Source organism: Arcicella sp. GW458-12-2-14-TSB2, assembly GCF_059423785.1.
Window position 1 is genome coordinate 1 of record NZ_JBWKYN010000019.1, and the last position, 21,747, is coordinate 21,747.

A 21,747-nucleotide genomic window follows, 5' to 3' on the forward strand; every position below is an offset into this window, starting at 1 on the left:
CATTTATATGGATAAATACTTTTTATATAATATAATAATTAGTAATATTGGAAATGAAATCAATAACATTACAATCTAACTCATTATGAGAATACACTTAAAACTAACAAGAAATAAACAGCCTGTCTCTTTTGATCATTTGCCTTTTTTAGTAGGGGCTTTCCATAAATGGGTTGGAGAAAATGATATTCATAATGATTTATCTCTCTATTCATTATCATGGCTAAAAGGAGGAAAGAGTAATAAAAATGGGTTGGATTTTCCTAATGGAACAACATGGTTTATTAGTGCCTTTGATGAATCATTAATCAAGAAAATTATAACGGGTATTCGTAATTCACCAGAAGTATGTTGTGGTATGGTTGTACAAGAAATTGTGTTAGAACAAACCCCAGCGTTCAAATCTGAGAAAAATTTTACTGTTAATAGTCCTGTGCTGGTGAGAGAATTGGTTGATAAAGAGCAAAAGCATCTGTCTTTTTCTGAACTAAAAGCAGATGAGGTTCTAACAAATGTGCTTAAAAGTAAACTTGCTAAAGCAGGATTAAATAATGAAGGTGTAAACGTTTGTTTTGATAGAACTTATATACAAGCAAAAATGAAATTGGTGAAGTATCGTAACATTGGTAACAAAGCTAATATTTGTCCAGTAATAGTTCAAGGCACATCTGAACAAATTGGCTTTGCATGGAATGTAGGGATAGGTCATTCAACAGGTATAGGTTTTGGAGCTTTAAATTAGATTTAATTATGCTTTATGTAGTGAAATATACTGGTATGTTTGGGTTTATAAAACCTTGGACTGCCGTGAGAGATAGTGAAACTTTTTCTCAACAGTTCCTTACTCCTTCTATTGTTGAAGGGATTGAAAAGAAACTATTTCCTGAATTACTTGGTGAAAATGGGATTAAAAAAATTATGGGACATCGCTTATCTTATTCTCAAATAAGTTCTCAGCAAGAAGTTATTCAAACAAGGGGCTGGAATTCTACCAAGCAAGGTAAGCAATTTCTTTTTGAAAGACCTAAAGCTATCTTGTTGCGAGGTGTTCTTCATGAACCAGTTTTGCATTTAGCTTTTTCAACAAAAAATGACGCTGAAGAAGCTTTTGGACAACACATATGTTTGTGTAGAAATGAAGATATTTTGTTTCCCGAGGAAATTCAAGAGATTCATGAAACAGATTTTGAGGCTGATACAGAGAAGTTTTCTGGTTATGAGCTAATATTTGAAAACAATGAAAAATCATTTATGGTAGGCTATCATCGAGTAATGAATGAGCCTATGTATGGCTGGCTAAAGATAGTTGGAACACCTGTTAAACAATATTAATGGAAAAATTATATGCAAAATCTGCACCTGAATGGACTTCACTAGAAGACCATCTGTGTCATGTAGCAATAGCTTCAAAAGCTTTTGCAAAATATCTTAATATGGATGAAGAGTTGGCATACAAAGGAGCAATTCTTCATGATATAGGAAAAGCACATCCTTTTTTTCAAAAAAGATTATTGGGAAAATCAAATAGCCAAAAAGTATTCAGACATGAGATAAGTTCTCTCTTTTTTCTTTCCGCATTTCATGTGGATGAACACCCTGCATTAATTGAGATGGTAGTTGGACATCATAAGTCTGTAAGAGATGATGTAGGGGGAAAAGGGTTATTGGATTTGGAAGATAGAGGAGACCCCAATTACATAGAATTTCATTTAGGAAAATGGGATGAGTGGAGTTCAAATGCAATTAAAATATTAAATGCCTATGGAATTCATGTAACAGCTATTTCTTTGGAACAGGCAATTAGTTCGATTGAGTCTGTTATTAACTACATAGAGAATAAAACGATTGAAAAAGGTTATTCAGAGTGGAGAGGGCTCTTGATGGGAGCAGACCATTTTGCTTCTGCTGTTATCAATGATACAGAAAAACATATTTTGAAAGCTTTTAAAAAACCAAACTTATCTTTTTTCAATAGAACGAGTCCATTGTATCCATTATCATTAATGGATGAATATTTATCTGAAAAAAAACATACGATGGTTGTGGCTTGTACAGGTGCTGGGAAAACGGATTTCCTTTTTAAAAGATGTAAAGAAAGAGTTTTTTATACTTTACCATTTCAAGCATCAATTAATGCAATGTACAAGAGAGTAGGGAATGATTTAGCTGAAGCAAACCCTGACCTTGATATACGAGTACTACATTCATCATCAATAGTAGTCAAGAGAAAAACTGATGAAGAAGAAAGTGTATTGCAGTCTCTTTTTGGTTCTTCTATTAAAATACTTACACCGCATCAATTAGCAGCAGTTGCTTTTGGCATGAAAGGTTTTGAATCATTGCTTTTAGATTTAAAGGGTTGTGATATTATTCTGGATGAAATACATACTTATACAGGTATTTCTCAGGCAATTGTATTAAAATTGGTTGAAATACTAAAAACGATTGATTGTAGAATCCATATCGGAACAGCTACAATGCCCTCAATTTTATACAAAAAGATTATTGGTTTATTAGGAGATGATGTATTAGAAGTTAGTTTGCCTAATAAAGAACTAGACAAATTTAACAGACATCGTATTCATAAACTAGATTCATTTTCTGATACGCAAGAGCTTATTTCAAAAGCTATCAATAATAAAGAAAAAGTACTTATAGTGCTTAATAAAGTAGACAAGGCACAAAAGATTTTTGAAGATTTAAAAGAAATATATCATAACATCCCAATCTTGCTATTGCATAGCAGATTTAGAAGATGTGATAGAAATGAGAAGGAACGCCAACTTTTAGGTTTAGATTTATCAGGTAATCCAGTTGGTGAATACAATACTTCAACAGAGGCTTGTATCGTAGTATCAACACAGATTGTTGAAGTAAGTTTAGATATAAGCTTTGATATAATGATTACTGAAACAGCTCCTTTAGATGCTCTAATTCAGCGGTTTGGAAGAATTAATCGAAAACGTACCCTCGATAATATAGGAAATATTAAAGATGTATATGTAATAGCTCCACCAGAATCGGAAAAAGAAGCAAAACCTTATGACTTGAATATTTTAAAAAGAACATTTGACGTACTTCCTGACAATGAAATATTACAAGAAAGAGAACTTCAAGAAAAAATTGATGCAGTGTTTACTGAAATTAATTTTTTACACATAGAAGAACACGCTGTATTTAAGTTAGATGGAAAAATTACAATTGATAAACTTACTCATCGAGGGAAGTCCATTTTATTTGAATTACTTGAAATAGATTCAGTTACTTGTATTCGTGAATGTGACCAAGAAGAGTATGAAAATGCAAATTTTGAACGAAGGTTGGAATTAGAAATTCCTGTAAGATATTTTTCAGTTGCCAAAATGTTTCAATCTCAGAAAGGAAATAAACCCTTTATTGTTCCAGATTTGGCTTACGATTTAGATAAAGGTTTAGATATAAAAAGAATAAAGGAAGAAAATTTGGACGCTAAATATCAATTTTTATGATAACAACTTTAGTTGGTAGAACATTTCTAGAGGCATATAATAAAAAATATAAAGCTAATAAATCTCCAAAAGAATTCTTTGAGGAGATTTATTTTGAGATTTTTTATAATCATGCTAAATACATGCAATGGGTAACAAACTCACCTTTTGTACAAATGAAAACGGGACAGAAACCTCATTCATTAACCATTGATGAACGCAAAGAAAAGCTTGAAAACTTATTTGAAAAAGCTGAAAACGAAGAGCCTGATGCAAGTTTTGCTCTTGGCTTTCCTGCTTCAGAATCCAAAGGATATGCTAGTACTTCAGGCTTGGTAAGTGATGTGTTGATTCCTACCACAAGCGATGATATTTATTTGTCGTGGATTGGTAGTGGTTTAGGAATAGGTGTAGCGGGTGGTTTTTCAATACTTTTCAATGATGCTGAAATTACACTCAATACATTTGAAGGATGGAAGGTTTATCGAAAGTATTTAGAAGATGATGGATTAGATAAACTGAGAGGAAATCAAATAAATACTTGGAATGGACAATGGTTGACTTATTCTTTAGATAAAAGAGTCGGACGATTTAGAGCAGACTTTGATTTTACTGAATTAACCAATAAAAAGATATTTGAAATTAGTGCTACACTGGTTGAGGTAAATACTGTAAACTGGTCTCAATTATTTTTCAGTCTTTCACAACTATATCCTAATGGAGAATTGACAGGTTACGTTTATGGATTTGGACAAACCAATAAAACGATTGGTTTTATTCCTTTTTACCTAAAATCAGGACGTAAAATTAATAGTATTTATGCTCAATTGTTTGGAGAACACTCTATTAAAGCTGATGACTTCGAAAGCCTTTTTGGAATGCACATCAAACGTGCTTGTGAATTAGGAAGTATTGGTTTGCAGGCTCTTAGGCCTGATGGTATAACAAAATATATGGGAGAGGATAAAAACCTCTCTTTTAAAAAAGAAGAAGATACTCTTAATTATTACGCATATAAAACTTGGTTAGTAGCTATGTTATCAAAAAACAAAGAAGAAATCACAGATTATACACTTGAACTAGCGGAGACTATTTTAAGGTATAGAAATGGGTCTAAAGGGACAGAAAGACCTAATTTAATTAACAAAGAGCTATTTACATCTAAATCTAAACGGGGGTTTATTGATGCCTTAACTATGGTTATTAAAGATTTGGATAAAACTGATTTGGAGAGAATAAAGAAGTTGAAAGATGATATACATTTGATGACAAATGAAGAATTTAGCTATTTTAATTCTTTATTAAAATTTGATTACGCATTTCTTGAAAAAAAATCATAACTATATAACCTACAAAAAAATGACAACGATTTATATTAGAACTTTAAAAAGAGCTGAACATACTGTATTTTGTGTTGCTGATGGACAAAAAACATATTATGATGTTCAATTTGGAAAGTATATACCTTTTTCAAGTGGTCAACAAATAAAAAGATCGTTGATTGACTCTCTTTGTGAAGTCATTAATCAAGCACCATCACCTACTACTTTTCTTTTCGATATTAATAAAAAGAGTGAATTAGAAGAGGGAGAAGTTTATGGTACTTGTGACCCTACTTATGCAGACCAATTATTTGGAGGATGGATGAAGGCTGGCAAGGGTGGAAAAGAAAGAACATTAAAAAGAAGAAGCCCTCTTTCTATTTCTGCTATGAGAGCTTTACATCCTCTATTGGCTGGATCCTCTAAAGAAAATGCCTCATTTGATAGAAGTGATAGACCTAATAATCAAGTAATCGTTAGGGATGAAAATGGTAATGAATTGAGTGAAGACAAAATTGTAGCTTTTCTAGAAGGTAAAGATAGAAGTCTTAGTAGAAAATGGATTAAACCAGCAAATAGGGCATCAGGGTTATTTGTTTCTGATATTGCTATTGATTTACGACGTTTATTTTCTGTAACTATAAACTCTTTTGAGCCTGAAATGGCTGAATCGACTATTGAAAAATTGAAAGGAGAAGGCTGGATAGAATCAAAAAATGTATTTGGTGTTTGTTTGGTTGCTCCCAAAGAATTGAGACAAGAATGGATAAAAGGACTGGCAAAAGCTATTATAGATTGGAAAATCACGTCTAATCAATCAAGAACATTCAGCTTAATGGATACATTAGCAATTTCGATTAGTGATAATGCCAATAAGATTGCTGGAAGCATTAGAGCGAAATTATCAGAAGAAAACTCTGAAAAAGCTGACCCCATTATTGATGAATCATTAAAAGGTGTCGATACATTTATAAGTCTGCAAGCAGGAGGGTTTGTACATACAAAGGGGGAGTCAGTTGATGCTCTCGAAAAAGCAGAAGAACATTTAGTTAAACTATTATCTGATTTTGATTATGAAAATCAATAGATAATAGATATTTGTAGGGACGTTATACTATTATGTCCCTACATACCAACTCAATAAAACTTTTACACACTATGAATATTACTGCTACACATTTAAACTACTTGCAGGTATGTCATCGAAAAGTATGGCTTTTTTCAAATAATATCACGATGGAGCATACTTCAGAGTTAGTAATTGAGGGAAAGCAAATCGGGGAGGAGAGTTATCCGCAAAGAGCTGAACGAAATCAAGAGGTAGCTATTTCTACAGAGATTAATGGGATAACCTGTAATGCAAAAATAGATTTTTATGAAGCTAAAACTGGTGTTGTTCATGAAATAAAGAAATCTAGTGCTAAAGAGATGGCTCATGTTGCACAGGTACAGTTTTATTTATATCTATTGCGAAAGAATGGAATAGCAGCTAATTATGGATTGATTGAATACCCCAAGTTAAGGCAAACTGAAAAAGTTGAATTGTTGGAAGATGATATGCGAAATGTAGAACGTTGGGTAGAAAAGGTAGATGAGATTATTAACCAAGAAATGTGTCCACCTGCGTTGCCAAAAAGTAAATGTAAAAATTGCTCTTATTTTGAATTTTGTTGGAGTGGAGAAGAATAAAGATGTATTATTAAAATATATAGCTTACCGTTAGTAAATCTACAATCATGAAAAAGCCCTATTATTTATTTAACCCTGGAAGGTTGTCTAGACAAGACAATACATTAAAATTTCAACCTATAGACGAGCACGGTAATGAAGGTCAGCCCCGATTTATCCCTATCGAAACAGTAGATAATCTTTATTGTTTTGGCTCTTTAGATGCCAATTCAGCCATGTATAATTTTCTGGGAAAGAATCAAGTAGCTGTTCATTTCTTTGATTATTATGAACATTACACAGGTTCATTTATGCCCAAAGAGTATTTACTGGCTGGTAAAATGCAGGTAGAGCAAACAAAATATTACCTAGCTAATAAAAAGCGAATTATACTTGCCCAAAAGTTTGTGTTAGGTGGAGCTATGAATATGTTGAAAAATCTAAACTATTATAACAATCGACAAAAGGACGTAGCAAGACAAGTAAAAGCAATAGAAGGATATATTGAAAAGATTCCTCAGACTACACAGATAGATGAATTAATGGGATTAGAAGGAAATGTACGACAAACGTATTATGAAGCATTTGATGTAATAATCAATGATTTTCAGATGGGAAATCGTACTAAACAGCCTCCTAATAATGAAATAAATACCCTAATCTCATTTGGAAATATGATGTGTTATACCGTTTGTTTAGGACAAATTTATCATACGCAGTTAAATCCTACAATAAGTTTTTTACATGAACCCGGCTATAGGAGGTATTCATTAGCATTAGATTTAGCAGAAATATTCAAACCCATATTAGTGGATAGAACTATTTTTAGCTTGCTCAATAAGAAACAAATTCAATCAAGCGATTTCAGACAGGAATTGAACCGTTGTGTGATGAAAGAATCTGCTAGAAAGACATTTATGGCAGCCTTTGACGAAAAATTAAAAGAGACTTTTAAACACAGAAACCTTGGGCGGTCAGTAAGTTATAAACACCTTGTAAAACTAGAATGTTATAAATTGAGTAAACACATTTTAGGAATGGAAGAATATAAACCTTTTAAGATGAATTGGTAAAGCAGTAAAAAGTCTAATAGTTTTATGTAATATTTGTACATACAAACTACTAGATACTAGTCTTTTAACATATCACCAACATTTTTAATTAACAGATAAATTATCGAATTATGTATGTAATATTAGTATACGATATTGGTGAAAGACGAGTAGGCAAAATGTTGAAACATTGCCGAAAATATTTAAATTGGATTCAAAATTCTGTTTTTGAAGGAGAGATTACCGAAGTAAAGCTAAAAGAGCTAGTGATAGGAGCAAAAAAATAATGAATGAAGAATTTGATAGTTTAATTCTGTTTAAAAGTAGAGACCAAAAGTGGCTAGATAAACAGATAGTAGGGAAGGAATTAAGCAACATTGACAACTTTTTGTAAATAACGTAGTCGTCGAAGAAGAAAACTCTGATATTTTCAAGCATATTCTACTCGAAAAAATATCTAAAAATAAGCTAAGTTGTTGATTATCAATTGTCGTCGATAGCCCATTAAAATCATATCATTCTAGGTTGACGATTTTTAAGTGTTTTTTAGAATAAAAAAAGTGTTAAATTGAGCCAAATAAGCAGTTTTTGTAACGGCTTTTAATCGTACCAAGTGGAATTGAAATGTTTGTACACACTCAAAAACTCTGAAAAGATTTTACTTTTAATCGTACCAAGTGGAATTGAAATAGGCAATCGATATGATTGCAGCCAATTCACCACAGCCACTTTTAATCGTACCAAGTGGAATTGAAATTCTCTGCTTTTGCAGTTGAATCTTGTTTATAGTTGTCTTTTAATCGTACCAAGTGGAATTGAAATCGTGTTACTGGTGGAATCGGTAACGCTATCGAAACTCTTTTAATCGTACCAAGTGGAATTGAAATATTGTTGATACAAAAATTGAATACACACAAGAAGACTTTTAATCGTACCAAGTGGAATTGAAATTTTTTTGGGGAGTTCACTACTTTGACACAAAAGAACTTTTAATCGTACCAAGTGGAATTGAAATAAGAAATTGCGGAAAACCTTGTTCAAAAGGTTCACTTTTAATCGTACCAAGTGGAATTGAAATCGATAAAACCAAGGACGAAGCACATAATTGAATTGATACTTTTAATCGTACCAAGTGGAATTGAAATAAGTTGTAGGTACTATCTTGACGGGCCCATTCGTGGCTTTTAATCGTACCAAGTGGAATTGAAATGTGTTAGGATCGTATGGATATATAAAGTCATCCCCCCTCTTTTAATCGTACCAAGTGGAATTGAAATATTTATACCCGGCATCTTGATAGTTGAATCCCATACTTTTAATCGTACCAAGTGGAATTGAAATATTTGTTGAGAATGGTGTGCCTTTGTATGACCTATTAGCTTTTAATCGTACCAAGTGGAATTGAAATAAAATTCCCGCAATTTTTCACCCAATTGGGAATATCACTTTTAATCGTACCAAGTGGAATTGAAATAAAAGTTCGCCAAATTCCTTTGGCGTTTTGCCTGTCCTTTTAATCGTACCAAGTGGAATTGAAATTTAATTGCCCTTGGTGTTGCCTGTTTAGTGGTTCTCCTTTTAATCGTACCAAGTGGAATTGAAATCACACACCCGACACATTTAGGAATTAACGGTTACGACTCTTTTAATCGTACCAAGTGGAATTGAAATTTATTTGATTAACAAACATTTCACTCAATGTTGTTATCTTTTAATCGTACCAAGTGGAATTGAAATGTTCTACAACAGACATTACTTTATTATGAAAAACTTCTTTTAATCGTACCAAGTGGAATTGAAATAGTTTTAAGTTCGTGTATCATTGTTTGCTAATTTTTCTTTTAATCGTACCAAGTGGAATTGAAATAGAAATATATAAACTAAATTACTTCTATATAGTAATTCTTTTAATCGTACCAAGTGGAATTGAAATGTGTAAGAATATTTTGCATTTTGGTCAAAGCCAGTACCCTTTTAATCGTACCAAGTGGAATTGAAATGTAGAAAACGTTTATCTCTTTCAAATAAAGTTTTGTGAACTTTTAATCGTACCAAGTGGAATTGAAATTTCACTTTAATGATAGTAGTACCAGCCACAGGCGTTCTTTTAATCGTACCAAGTGGAATTGAAATTCGTTATCAAGCTTACCAGTATAAGGCTCCAAAGTGGCTTTTAATCGTACCAAGTGGAATTGAAATCTGATAGTTCGGGCGGGGCTGTCATTCGTAATACTTCTTTTAATCGTACCAAGTGGAATTGAAATAGACAAAAACGCCCGTTAACTCTGCTAATCTTCAAACCTTTTAATCGTACCAAGTGGAATTGAAATCAGAAGGCAGCAAGACAGACAGGCGAACATTTAAGCCTTTTAATCGTACCAAGTGGAATTGAAATTGTGCGGGCTGTACGCTAGCTCGTCAATCCAGTACTCTTTTAATCGTACCAAGTGGAATTAAAATAAGTAATTAAACTTAATCGTTATTTTATGGCTGAGATTTAATTCTGATTGTATTAAGGATATAACAGAAGCCTTTTATACGATATAATTTTACTCAAAATCTCTTCAAAATTTGCATGTTTTACTTTTCTGTGCCTTCTTGCGTGAAATCACAAAATTCCCATAAAATGAAAACTAAGTTGTTATTTTTTTTTATCTCTCTAACTTTTTGTTTTACTACTTTAGCCCAAAAGAAAAAAACTGCTAAGAAGGCTCCTCCTGTTAAAGTTTCAAAAATTGATTCTACTGAGCTACTTAATAAAAATCCTCTAAAGGTGGGTGCTCAACAAGCAAATGATGTTGTCGAGGCTAGTCTAACTGGCAAGGATTTAACAGCTAATCAAAATGGAGAAAAACGTTTTTATGATTCTTATAAATTATTGCTTCATGCGGGTGAAGAGCTTTTTTTAGAACATTCTTCTTCAAATTTTAGAGTGATGCTTAGCTTGAAAACACCTGCTAAAGATAAACAGGAGCTTAGCTATGATTCTCAACCTTTTAATGGAAATAGTATTAATAAATTCCATTATGTTGTGCCTGTTACTGGGACATATACTTTGCTGGCTACTTCAATGGATGCTGGACAAACGGGGAAGTATAAAATTACCAAAACGATAACAACACCTTCGGTCATAGAAGCTGGACTAGACCAAAATTTTGCTAATCAATTTAAAGCTCTTGAGAAATCAAAGAAGGTGAACTTTAAAAATATTACTGGCGAAAAAATTAAAAAGGATAAAAAGGAGGAGAAGAAAGATAAAAGTGCTGGACTAGAAAGCTTTAAAACATCTTTTGAATTGATAGCTGGGAAGTCTGCTTTTATTTTTCAAGATAATGGGGGACAAACGGCTAATTATAAAAGTATCTTGCTAGAAAGCGAGAATGAAGCTGATGCAAAGGCTTATTTTGAAACATTAAAAAAGCAATTGCAAGTGCTTACTAGAAATTGGACAGAACAAACTAATACCGATGCTAACTATAGTTCTTCAACAGATGCTGATTTTATTACCTTAAAAATTAATACGATTCCTCCTGTAAAGAAAAAACAAAAACAACTTTATCAAGTAGAGTTCGTTTATAATTAAAGAGGAGTAATGTTATCTTCAAAGAAATTAAAACAGATGGCATGGCTCCCTAAGTCATGCCATCTGTTTTAAAAATGATTGCTCGTTTAATTTATAACCTTTATAACAAAAAAGATTATGCAAATAGCTTTAATTACAGGTGCAAATTCTGGTATTGGATTGGCTACAGCAAAGGCTTTGGCTATTGAAAAATTTGAATTGATTTTGCTAGTTAGAAGTCATGAGAAAGCAATGGCTACTGAATCTGAGATTTTAAAAGTTGCGCCTACTACTAAAATGAATTTCATTATTGCTGATTTAATGGATTTGGCTTCTGTTAAAAAAGCTACGGATGAGATTAAAACAAAATATACTATAATCGACCGTTTGATTAATAATGCTGGATATTCACCCGTGGGGATTTCTTTTACAAAAGATGGATATGAAAAATCTTTTGTGGCAAATCATTTAGGGCATTTTGTATTGACGATGAATTTGATTGATTTATTGAAGAAATCAAAAGAAAGTAGGGTGATTAATCTTTCTTCTGCGGCTCATGCTTTGGGAAAAGTAACGCGTCTTTTCGAGAAAAATAATACTAAATTATCGGATATGGGTGCTTATGGTGATGGTAAACTAGCCAATATTTTGTTTACTAAAGGTCTAGCTAAGTATTATAAAGATTCTTCAATTACTGCTTATAGTGTGCATCCGGGAGTAGTAAAGTCAAATTTTGGAAGCGATATGAATGGCTTACTAAAAATAGGTTTTGCGCTAGCTCGTCCATTCATGATTTCTGTCGAAAAAGGTGCGGCTACTTCTATCTATTTAGCTACTACAGATATTCAGGATTTAAGATTCAGAAATGGGTATTATTTTACAAAATCAAAACCAGCTTCGACCTTCAATAATGGCATTACCCCAGAAAGTATTGAATGGTGTTGGGAAAAAAGCTTAGAAGCAACAAAGGCGTTTATTTAGTTTGGTGTTAGTGAATTGTAATTGAGAGGATGCTTGTTCTAAAAAAATAATCACTCATTCACAATTCACTAACTCACCATTAAATTAAGCTGGCATTGTAGGACGAACCTCTATTTTACTAGGTAACGTTCTTGCAGGCATTTTGATTAAATCTGCTACAATTTGTCCAATATCTTCTGGTTGAATCTTCCACGCATCTTTTTCTGAAGGAACATGTCCGTTAAAATGTGTAGCGACTGACCCCGGCATTACAGTGGTAACTTTAATGCCATCTTTTCTTAAATCCATCATAATGGCTTGAGAAAAACCTACTACGCCAAATTTACTAGCATTGTATGCCCCACCATTTGCAAAAAAGTTGGTACCTGCCAAACTAGAAATCGTAATAAAATATCCTTGAGTTTCTTTCAATGCGGTGTAAGAAGCCTTAATACTATTGAAAGTTCCCGTTAAATTGATGTCAATGGTTTCTTGCCATTGTTCAGCCGTAAGGTCTTGGATAGGAGCGAAGTGACCCACCCCTGCATTGGCAATTACATAATCAAGTCTACCCCAAGTAGCAATAATGGTATCAACAGCACTTTGTTGTGAAGCTAAATTTCTTACATCCGATTCAATACCAATTGCAAAGCCTTCTTTAATTTTATTCAATGCTGTAGCTGCTTCGTCGGCACTGCTTTGTGTACGACTTGTAATTGCTACTTTAATGCCAGCTTTGATAAGGGCTTCTGCAACGCCGTAGCCTATTCCTTTTGAGCCTCCTGTGATAAGAGCTGTTTTGATAATGTTTGTCATTGATTTAAAAAATAAGTTTGTTTCAGTAATTATGAAAAAGAATTGCCTTGTTCTTCATCCTAACATGAAACGAACAAGGCAATTCGCATTAGAGTAACATTAAGAGATAACTTGAAGTTCGACTAAACTTTTTTCTTTTTCCATAAATAAAAAACTGGAATGCCCAAGGCTACAATACCAACACCTGCCCAAGAAGGAACAGGTTTGTAAATCAGAAGATTAACACAAAGTGCAGTAGCAAATAAAAGATAAATAGCTGGAATTACTGGATAACCAAAAGCTTTGTAAGGTCTTGGTGCATTTGGTTGTTTTTTACGCAGGATAAATACGCCTACAATGGTAAGTATATAAAATACTAGAATAGCAAAAACGGTATAATCTAATAAATCGCCATAAGTTCCTGTCAAACAAAGCAAGCAAGCCCATCCACATTGAATTAATAACGAAAAGGCAGGAACTCCTTTGCTATTTAATTCCCCTGCTTTTTTGAAGAAAAGTCCATCTTTTGCCATGGCATAATATACTCTGGCTCCTGATAAAATAATACCATTATTACAGCCAAAAGTAGAAATCATGATAAAAACTGCCATAATGATAGTCGCAGGATTACCAAAAATCATTTCGGCCGCTGCCGTTCCTACGCGGTCGTTGCTCGCAAACATAATTCCTCTTGAAAGGGTATCTGTCGCATTTGGATGTCCTTGTACAGGCAAAAGCATCAAATAAGCAACATTGGCTAAAATATATAAAGCACTAACTGTTAAAGTACCGTACAATAAACTTAGTGGAATATCACGTTTAGGATTTTTCATTTCTCCCGCCGTATAAGTAACATTGTTCCAAGCTGATGAAGAAAACAAAGGACCAATCAAAGCTAAGCCCATTGCCGACCATAAACCTATACCCGACAAATATTCATAGTCCATGATTTTTCCATTTTCCCAAATGATTTTCACAGGACTCCAGAAGTCAATTGAATTGATTGCCCACATTCCTTTTTTAGGGTCGGAGCCTACAATGATTCCTACCACTGCCAAGCCCAACAATGCCCCAATTTTGGTAACAGTAAAGATTAATTGTACCAATTTGGCATTTTTTACACCTTGAATATTAATGAAAGTAAGTAGAAGAATTAGGGCAATGGCAAGGAGTTGTTGCGTATCAAAGAATAGGAACTTATGTTCAGTGCCGATGTATTGTGGCAATAATACACCTGTATATTTGGCAAAAGCCACAGCTACTGCTGCAATAGTTCCAGTCTCGATGACTAAAAAGGTTGTCCAGCCAAACAAGAAACCCGTTAATGAATTATAGGCTTCTCTTAAATAAACGTATTGACCGCCAGCGTTGGGCATCATACCTGCCAATTCGCCATAGGAGAGTGCTGAAATTAAGGTAATGATACCAGTAATAATCCAAGCCAATAATAAATAACCAGGTGAGCCAAGGTTACGAGTAACGTCTGCTGAAACAATAAAAATACCAGAACCAATCATTGAGCCAATCACAATCATGGTGGCATCAATTAGGCTGAGTTCTTTTTTAAGTTCTTGTGATGAAGTAGGGGAAGTGTTTTTTTCCATTGAAGGACTTTGGGTTAGTTTGGTTGATAAACAAACTTAACGAAATGAAGCCTGATTTCAAAATTTGATAAAACTGAATTTCCCACTTCGAGCGAGACGCTCTTTTTTCTTGGGGGTAGTAGGAGAACCTAATACAAGTGGTACGCCCAGCAAGGCATAAATTACCTCTCAATAAATTTATTTGAGATTTTTTGATTGAAGTTTTGAAATGTTGACAAGATTAAACTATTTGCAGGGTGTTCTTGCATCTATTTTAAAATTAGATAAATAGATGCAAGAAATAAGCTTTAAAGTAATCACGTTTATGGCATTTATATACTCTTGTCAGCAATTTTAAAATCTAATAAATATGAAAATTACTTTTATTTACATTTTTCTGTGTGTTTTTACATTTGAAGCATTAGCACAAAAGAAAACAAACAATTCACTTAAAAAACAAACGAAACAGTCTTTATCCATTGTTGACAATTGTATGTTACATTTAGATTCAGTGGTTAATGAAGAAGCTAAAAAAACTATATCTGAATATGATCCCATGTGTGCTATGATAGCACCTTCAATGATTTGTTTACAAAACTATATAATAAAAAAATGGGATTTGGAAGCACAATGCCCGAATTGTACCTCTTTGAAAGAGTACCTTACACGCCACAAATATAATGAAGCGAGAAAAATGGCTGAGGACATTGCTGTTGCATATTGGGTTCATTTAAAATTTCCCCAAATAAATGGAAGTATAGAAAACTATATATCGAAAAAAAGTCTATTCCTACCCCCTGGAATAAATTACGAAGAGATAAATTGCGACTTTAACTTTATAAAACAATAATTATCGCTCAAATTAGTCTTAGGTAAATCTACTGCCAGTGGCGGGTATTATTTTTTATCGATTTACTACAGGACATTGCAGGATGGGATTGTCATGTGATGTTTTGCTCCTGCATCTCGCAGGGAGGAATTATTTTAAAGAGTTTTGTCAACTTATTATAAGTTGACAAAACTAATAGATAAGCTAAAGGACTAACCCTCAAACTTAATTTTATGATAAATATCTGATACCAAAATACTATTCCCTTCTACAGTTATTGAATCTTCTAGACTATAAAAGTCTTGATTTATCCAAGTGTTTGGATTATCAGAACGAATAAAAGTTGATACAGTTACTTTCTCAGGATTGATGTAAATCACCTGTTGAAGACTACTGAGTAATTTATATTCAGAGAGTTTTTCTGATAAATCAAAGGCTTTGGTGGCTGGCGAAAGTACTTCTACAATAATATAAGGATTCGTAATGATTGTACGAGAATTTGCTTTAAAAATAGGACTTCCCTTTACAACCATCACATCAGGCATATAATATCCACCTTCAAATTTAGGAATTTGAACACCTGAATTGCTTCCAAGAATATCATAATCATCTTTTTTAAGATTAAATAATTGAAAAAGTAACCCTATAAAAGTAGCCGTTATTTTTTCGTGCCAGTATGATGCTAATCCCATTGTGATAATCTCATTTTCATGATATTCTATTTTAAAAGGCAAATCCGCTACGACAGAGAAATATTCTTCCTCTGAGGCTGGAATTCGAACCAACTGCTGCGTGTTAAGCTCAGACAAGATGGTTTCTTTGATATTTTTAGCGACTACCATAACCTTTATTTTTAATCAAATATAATGAAAATTATTACTCGTATTACTGCTGACATCAATCGGACAATAGCTTAGTCAACTTTTTAAAAGTTGACTAAGCTGGTTATATGCCTTCTTAAAATTCATCTTCACAACCAATCGGTGCACCCGGAGGTAACTCTTTATGAACAGCTATTTTGGCAGCCGATGGGCTTTTCATACGTTCTAACGCATAATCTAAATGAGCTAAATAACCTGAGTCTTTTACTGTTTTTTTGCTTTCTTCAATATATGCTTTTAAGTCTTTTAAACTTTTAGCAACCAAGGCTTTGGCTTGATAGTTAGCTTTTTCGTTTACGCTCAAAGCCAATAAGTGTGTCAACAAAATTTGCTCTGTTTGATACTGTACTTCAAGGGCTAACCCTTTCTGACGTGGGGCTTTAAATGTTGCTTCTATTAATTGACTCGTTAAATCATCCAAAGTCAAGCCTTCACCACGAGATGCATATTCTACCATTCTTGAAGCGCGTTCTGGATGTAATAAGAACTGCAAAGGAAAATCTGCCGCAGATTCCGCTGCTGCTAAAGCGTCAAATGCTAAACCAGTTCTCTTTTTAAACAATTCTCTTGATGCATTATATCCCGCTGGACGAGGAGGAATCAATTTGATAATGTTTTCTGAAAGTGTTAATACTTCTGGACTTAAACATTTAATTGCCGCTGTCAATGCTTTTTGTTGTGTTTCTTTTGAAACCAAAATCGTTGGTGTTTGTCCGTCGCCACGCAATGCATAACGATAATCAACCCCACCTACAATTTTAGCAACAGCTTCTATTTGATAACGATGTAAGTTGTAAACTGGTACTAAAGCATCTTCTAAAAAGGCCATTGGCACTCCTTCACGAATGGTCTTTTCGCCAAAATTACTTAACGCTTTTTCTCTTACTTTCAATAGTGTTGTCAACCCTTCAATAGGGTCTTTACCTTCATCCCATAAATGAGCATTCGGACTTACCGCACCTGCTGGGCGAGCATCTTGGTCCGTTAAAAACAATAAACCTTTATTTCTAGCTTCTTGCAGAATCTTGTTTAACCCCGCTTTTTCATCAGTTCCTTTAGGGAAATCTTGGTAACCAAAAGCAATAGAAGCTTTATCCCACGCACCAATACCCACTGCGTAAGCATCAGACATATCAACATCTCCTTTGGCATTCAAGGTTACTCGTGGATGCGGATAATCCATTACCGAAGCCCTTTCATTCGTACTTGCTGAATAGTTGTGCATAATACCTAACGTATGACCCACTTCATGGGCAGCCAATTGTCTAAGACGAGCCAAAGCCATTTTCAGCATCGGATCTTTTTCAGGGTCTAATTTTTTGCCATTTTCAAAAGGGGAAAGTAAGCCTTGCGCAATGAGGTAATCCTGACGAACACGCAAAGAACCTAAAGTAACATGCCCTTTCAGAATTTCGCCAGTACGTGGGTCAATCACTGAAGCACCATACGACCAACCACGCGTTGAGCGATGTACCCAGTTGATTACATTGTAACGAACATCCATTGGGTCGGCATCATCTGGCAAAAGTTTTACTTGAAAAGCATTTTTATAACCAGCTGCTTCAAAAGCCTGATTCCACCAAGACGTACCTTCCATCAAAGCCGAACGAATAGGTTCTGGAGTACCATTGTCTAAATAATAAATAATGGGTTTTACCGCTTCAGATACCTTAGCATTAGGGTCTTTTTTCTTTAGACGATGTCTTACGGTATAGTATTTCTCAACAGGTTCGCTTACTGGAGTCGAATAGTCAAAATACGAAATAGCATTAAAGCTTGAACGTGGGTCGAATTCTCTTTTCTCAAATTGATTATCTGGTAATTGTACAAACCCATGATGCATTCTTAAAGTGATAGCATCCGACGAAGGGGTAACCGATCTTACAAATCTTCCTGCGTCACTTCCACCAGTAAAGGTTAGGCTTACTTCAAATTCAGAGTTTTGTGGGAAATTTTTAGTACGTTCAAAATACATGGCTGAACGAGATTTATCTAATGAATAAGAACCTTCGCCCATGCCCTTAATACGGTCGGTTACACCCATGGCATCCTGCATTAGCAAGTCGGTGATGTCTACCAAATATTTGCCATTTTCTTCGGCTTCAACGGTAAAACCTGCAATAGTAGACTGTGCGAAAGATTGCATAACTGCACGTTTCTCATTGGCATCGTTTGTGATAGCACGATACTTTAAATTGGGCTGAATTAATAAAATCTTTCTGCCTACTTTATTGAAAAATACCACTTTTTCATCACCTAACAGGCCACGGTCTAGTCCAATATCATTTGAACCCAAACCCGCAGGAAGTGAAGTAATGTAGAGAAATTCTTGATTGAGATTAGCGACTTCTAGCCAGATTTTGCCATTGTCTTCATCCCACCAGTAGTTCATAAAGCCTTCATATTTTTTGAAGGAAGCAGTTTTTTCAGCAATTGTGGGCAACTTCTGCGCAAAGCCTTGAAAGAAAATTAATAATAAAATGAGGGAAAATAGTTTTTTCATTGAATTGTAATAAGTTGATGAAAATTAAATTAAGTGAGTAAATAATATAAAAGCTTTTATTTATCCAAAGGCATTTCTTCTACCTCTTTCCAAATGTATTTGTTAAACCAAATCCAGTTATGCCACATCGCCGCTAGGCGTTCTTTGGGTTTAGTAATCCCATGTCCAAAACCTTTGTAAACGATTAGTTTTGCAGGAACACCCTTGTCTTGAAGACCTTGCAATAATTCGTAGGCATTAGCAATAGGAACTCTTCTATCTAATTCTCCATGCTGAATAAGTGTCGGTGTACTAGCATGATTGATATTGGTCATCGGAGAGGTCTTTAAATAGACATCTTTATCACTCCAAGGAGTTGACTGTAAATACTGTCTTGTAAAAGGGTGAATGTCTGTACTGACATAGTACGTTACCCAATTTGAAATGCCTGCACCTACTGAAATAGCTTTAAATACATTGGTATTCGTCGTCAAAAATGCTGAAATGTATCCACCCTGACTCCAGCCCATTGAACCCATCCGAGTGGTATCAACAATCCCTTTGCTTTTCAAATAATCAACACCTGACATCACATCCCACATATCGCCAACCCCCAAATTTCTAACATTCAAAGAACGAAAAGCTTCACCATATCCAGCTGAACCTCGATAATTCGGGCGAAGTACTAAAGCGCCTTTTTCCAGAAATTGCAAGATAGGGTAAACGCTTCCACCTGGTGTTGGTGTAGGTACATCAACGCCCGTTGGTCCGCCATGAATCAATACTAATAAAGGATATTTCTTGGTTGGGTCATAATTTTTGGGTTTATGCAAAACACCCTCAATCTCTGCCCCGTCTTTACTTTTCCATTTTATTACTTCACTACTAGCCGTTTGCCAACTAGCAATCTGAGCATTCATATTGGTTATCGCTGTAAACTTCAAATCAGCTATTTCACCAATTTGTATATCAAAAAGGCTATCATAATTTCTCCCTAAAAAGGCAACTTGTTTAGCATCTTTTGAAAAACTTGGACTAGCAATCAAATCAAATTTAGCCTGAATTTCTTTTACTTTTCCTGTGATATTATCCGCCAGAAACAATTTCATTTTTGTCCTTTGCGAAGCTGTAAAATACATGCCCTCATTCGTCCACTCTAATATATTAATATCTTCATCAAAATCACTCACCCATTGTTTCGTCTTTTTTGAGACTAAATCAATGCTGAAAGTTTTAGGATTTTTATAATAATTTGAAGTTGTATCATTCAGTGAAGTAGTATATAAAATACTTTTTGAATCTTGTGACCAAGCTTCGAAAAAATCACCTCCTGCATTGTTAACTAATAGTGTACTCTTCTTAGATAAAACGTCTAAATAAGAAACATCGGCATAAGTACTTGATTGAATGAGCGGATTAGGTTGATGTGTGAAAGCAATCTTAGTACCATCTGGCGACCACTTGAAATAAGTAACCGTAAAATCGCCTTGGGTTAATCTGCGAGGTTTAGGTAGGGTAATACAAGTTTTAGTCGAATCTTTTGAATCATAGCAAGGCTTTTCGTTAGGCGACGGAAACAAATCTGTTGAAAAATCTACCAACCATAAGTGTGTAAGCTTAAATTCTTCATCATCTACCTCAAAGCCCCCATAGCGTTCTTTTTTTGATTTCAAGCTTTTTGAATCTTTTTCAGTGATTGAAATCGCCAAGGTTTTACCATCTGGCGACCAACTAAAGCTATTGATTCCTTCGTCTTCCTTGGTTATTTGTTGGGCTTCTCCACCGTCAGCTCTGATGACATAAATTTGATTTTTATCCCCTCTGTCTGCTAAAAAAGCAATCCATTTACTATCAGGCGACCAACTAGCTGCAACACTACTTCCTTTTACTGTTCTGGTTAATTGAAAAGGCGTTTGCTTGTTTTTAGATAACCACAACTCTGTGTCATAATTATTCTCTTTCCAGTCTGCTGTTGTAACCGAAAAAACAACATTTTTTCCATCCGGTGAAATAACAGGATTCGCTACATTTCGTAAAGACAGGTAATCTTCAAATTTTAAACTACTATTTTTTTGAGCAAATGTACTCAGAGAAAGTAAAAGTAAAATAATGACATTTTTTTTCATGGAGGTTGATTGATGAATAGTTTGTTTTTACAGTTTAAATATCGTAAAAAAACGCCAATTTTGTGTCATGAATAATCAAAATCAACCACTTAAAATTTGGGCAGGGCTAATTACGCTTTACTTGGTTTGGGGTTCTACTTATCTAGCGTTGCGGTTTGTTGTTGAAACCGTTCCATCAATGATGGCCTCTGGTTTTAGAAATCTAATAGCGGGCACTATACTTTTTCTTTTTTCTATCGTTAGTAAAAAGTATCAGAAGCCTTCGCGTAAAATGTTGGTCACTTGCTTATTTACTGGCTTTTTGATGCTATGCTTTGGTAATGGATTATTCACCATAGCTGCCAAATGGATGCCTTCAAGCTACTCAGCCTTGTTTTCAGCCTTGGGACCTGTTATGCTGGTTTCTTTACTTTGGGTATTCAATCATGAAAAACCAAAACCAAAAGTAATTGCTGGGGCATTGTTGGGTATTATTGGTGTAGGAATCTTGATGAGTTTGAAAACATTAGCCCTAAAAGGTTTTGAACAATATTATGGATTAGGCGTTTTATTCCTGTTCTTGGCTACTTCAGCTTGGAATATCGGTGTGGTAATCGTCAAAAAAGCAAAAATATTTAATTATCACGCTTCCCAGATTTCGGGAATGCAGATGATGACGGGGGGGATTATTTCCTTGATTATCAGCTTAGGACTAGGAGAATTTAGTCATTTTGATATTACCAATATCCAACCCAAAGCATATTTATCTTTTATTTATTTAGTAGTTTTTGGATCTACTTTGGCTTTTCTAATTTTTAACTGGTTATCAAAAGTTACTTCTCCAACCTTGGTTGCTACCTATACGTATGTCAATCCGTTAGTAGCCATGGTATTGGGTTCATTGTTTGCAGGCGAAAGCCTACATCCATTGATGCTTTTGGCAGGGGGTATCATTATTACAGCTGTGATTTTGATTACTACAGCCAAAAACAAAGCTATTACAAAAAATACATAACATCATTCTCAAATTTTTACCTTTCA

At 34.3% G+C, this 21,747-nt stretch carries 17 protein-coding genes and 1 CRISPR repeat array; of the genes, 12 read left to right on the plus strand and 5 right to left on the minus strand.

Translation table 11 applies throughout. From position 1 onward, the window contains the following. The first annotated feature begins 85 nt into the window (after positions 1 to 85). From cas6 to AC07XN_RS04565, 10 genes are all read left to right on the plus strand, one after another. Positions 86 to 742, plus strand: a complete 657-nt coding sequence (gene cas6 / locus AC07XN_RS04520; RefSeq protein ID WP_494742178.1) for a CRISPR-associated endoribonuclease Cas6 — start codon at positions 86 to 88, stop codon at positions 740 to 742. A 20-nt stretch (positions 743 to 762) separates the two neighbouring features. Next, positions 763 to 1,332, plus strand: coding sequence for a hypothetical protein (locus tag AC07XN_RS04525; RefSeq protein WP_494742179.1), 570 nt, complete (start codon positions 763 to 765; stop codon positions 1,330 to 1,332). Beyond that, positions 1,332 to 3,488 (plus strand): CRISPR-associated helicase Cas3', encoded by a 2,157-nt coding sequence (gene cas3 / locus AC07XN_RS04530; protein WP_494742180.1) that lies wholly within the window; start codon positions 1,332 to 1,334, stop codon positions 3,486 to 3,488. Before AC07XN_RS04525 ends, cas3 begins: the two co-directional genes overlap by 1 nt. Further along, positions 3,485 to 4,807, plus strand: a complete 1,323-nt coding sequence (locus AC07XN_RS04535) for a hypothetical protein (RefSeq protein ID WP_494742181.1) — start codon at positions 3,485 to 3,487, stop codon at positions 4,805 to 4,807. Before cas3 ends, AC07XN_RS04535 begins: the two co-directional genes overlap by 4 nt. A 19-nt stretch (positions 4,808 to 4,826) precedes the next feature. Beyond that, positions 4,827 to 5,876, plus strand: coding sequence for a CRISPR-associated protein Cas7 (locus AC07XN_RS04540; RefSeq protein ID WP_494742182.1), 1,050 nt, complete (start codon positions 4,827 to 4,829; stop codon positions 5,874 to 5,876). Between the two features lie 71 nt (positions 5,877 to 5,947). Beyond that, a complete protein-coding gene (gene cas4 / locus AC07XN_RS04545; RefSeq protein ID WP_494742183.1) occupies positions 5,948 to 6,478 on the plus strand; it encodes a CRISPR-associated protein Cas4 in 531 nt (176 codons plus the stop codon). Positions 6,479 to 6,525: 47 nt separating this feature from the next. After that, a complete protein-coding gene (gene cas1b / locus AC07XN_RS04550; RefSeq protein WP_494742184.1) occupies positions 6,526 to 7,530 on the plus strand; it encodes a type I-B CRISPR-associated endonuclease Cas1b in 1,005 nt (334 codons plus the stop codon). Between the two features lie 110 nt (positions 7,531 to 7,640). Next, the gene (cas2, locus tag AC07XN_RS04555) at positions 7,641 to 7,796 is read left to right on the plus strand and encodes a CRISPR-associated endonuclease Cas2 (RefSeq protein ID WP_494742185.1); all 156 of its coding nucleotides are present in this window, start codon (positions 7,641 to 7,643) and stop codon (positions 7,794 to 7,796) included. Positions 7,797 to 8,106: 310 nt separating this feature from the next. After that, positions 8,107 to 9,969: a CRISPR direct-repeat array (repeat unit 29 nt; unit sequence CTTTTAATCGTACCAAGTGGAATTGAAAT). 166 nt (positions 9,970 to 10,135) lie between these two features. Then, positions 10,136 to 11,092: a hypothetical protein gene (locus tag AC07XN_RS04560; RefSeq protein WP_494742186.1), complete on the plus strand. Its 957-nt coding sequence runs from the start codon at positions 10,136 to 10,138 to the stop codon at positions 11,090 to 11,092. 117 nt (positions 11,093 to 11,209) lie between these two features. Beyond that, positions 11,210 to 12,052: an SDR family NAD(P)-dependent oxidoreductase gene (locus tag AC07XN_RS04565; protein ID WP_494742187.1), complete on the plus strand. Its 843-nt coding sequence runs from the start codon at positions 11,210 to 11,212 to the stop codon at positions 12,050 to 12,052. A gap of 84 nt (positions 12,053 to 12,136) precedes the next feature. On the opposite strand, the gene AC07XN_RS04570 is transcribed toward AC07XN_RS04565, so the two are convergent. After that, a complete protein-coding gene (locus AC07XN_RS04570; RefSeq protein ID WP_494742188.1) occupies positions 12,137 to 12,847 on the minus strand; it encodes an SDR family oxidoreductase in 711 nt (236 codons plus the stop codon). A gap of 122 nt (positions 12,848 to 12,969) precedes the next feature. Further along, on the minus strand, positions 12,970 to 14,430 hold the full coding sequence (locus tag AC07XN_RS04575; RefSeq protein WP_309916003.1) for an APC family permease: 1,461 nt from the start codon (positions 14,428 to 14,430) through the stop codon (positions 12,970 to 12,972). A 349-nt stretch (positions 14,431 to 14,779) separates the two neighbouring features. Between AC07XN_RS04575 and AC07XN_RS04580 the strand changes: the two genes are divergently transcribed. Continuing rightward, positions 14,780 to 15,259 (plus strand): hypothetical protein, encoded by a 480-nt coding sequence (locus tag AC07XN_RS04580; RefSeq protein WP_494742189.1) that lies wholly within the window; start codon positions 14,780 to 14,782, stop codon positions 15,257 to 15,259. 191 nt (positions 15,260 to 15,450) lie between these two features. Here the strand turns inward: AC07XN_RS04580 and AC07XN_RS04585 are convergent, their stop codons facing one another. The 3 genes from AC07XN_RS04585 to AC07XN_RS04595 form a co-directional block, all read right to left on the minus strand. After that, positions 15,451 to 16,080, minus strand: coding sequence for a Uma2 family endonuclease (locus AC07XN_RS04585; RefSeq protein WP_494742190.1), 630 nt, complete (start codon positions 16,078 to 16,080; stop codon positions 15,451 to 15,453). 115 nt (positions 16,081 to 16,195) lie between these two features. Next, complete coding sequence (locus AC07XN_RS04590; protein ID WP_494742191.1) at positions 16,196 to 18,622, minus strand: zinc-dependent metalloprotease; 2,427 nt, start codon at positions 18,620 to 18,622, stop codon at positions 16,196 to 16,198. A 56-nt stretch (positions 18,623 to 18,678) separates the two neighbouring features. Next, positions 18,679 to 20,727, minus strand: a complete 2,049-nt coding sequence (locus AC07XN_RS04595) for a S9 family peptidase (RefSeq protein ID WP_494742192.1) — start codon at positions 20,725 to 20,727, stop codon at positions 18,679 to 18,681. Positions 20,728 to 20,794: 67 nt separating this feature from the next. Here AC07XN_RS04595 and AC07XN_RS04600 point away from each other — a divergent pair, with 67 nt between their 5' ends. Then, entirely contained in the window at positions 20,795 to 21,721 is a 927-nt protein-coding gene (locus AC07XN_RS04600; RefSeq protein WP_494742193.1) for an EamA family transporter, read from the plus strand. Positions 21,722 to 21,747 lie beyond the last annotated feature (26 nt).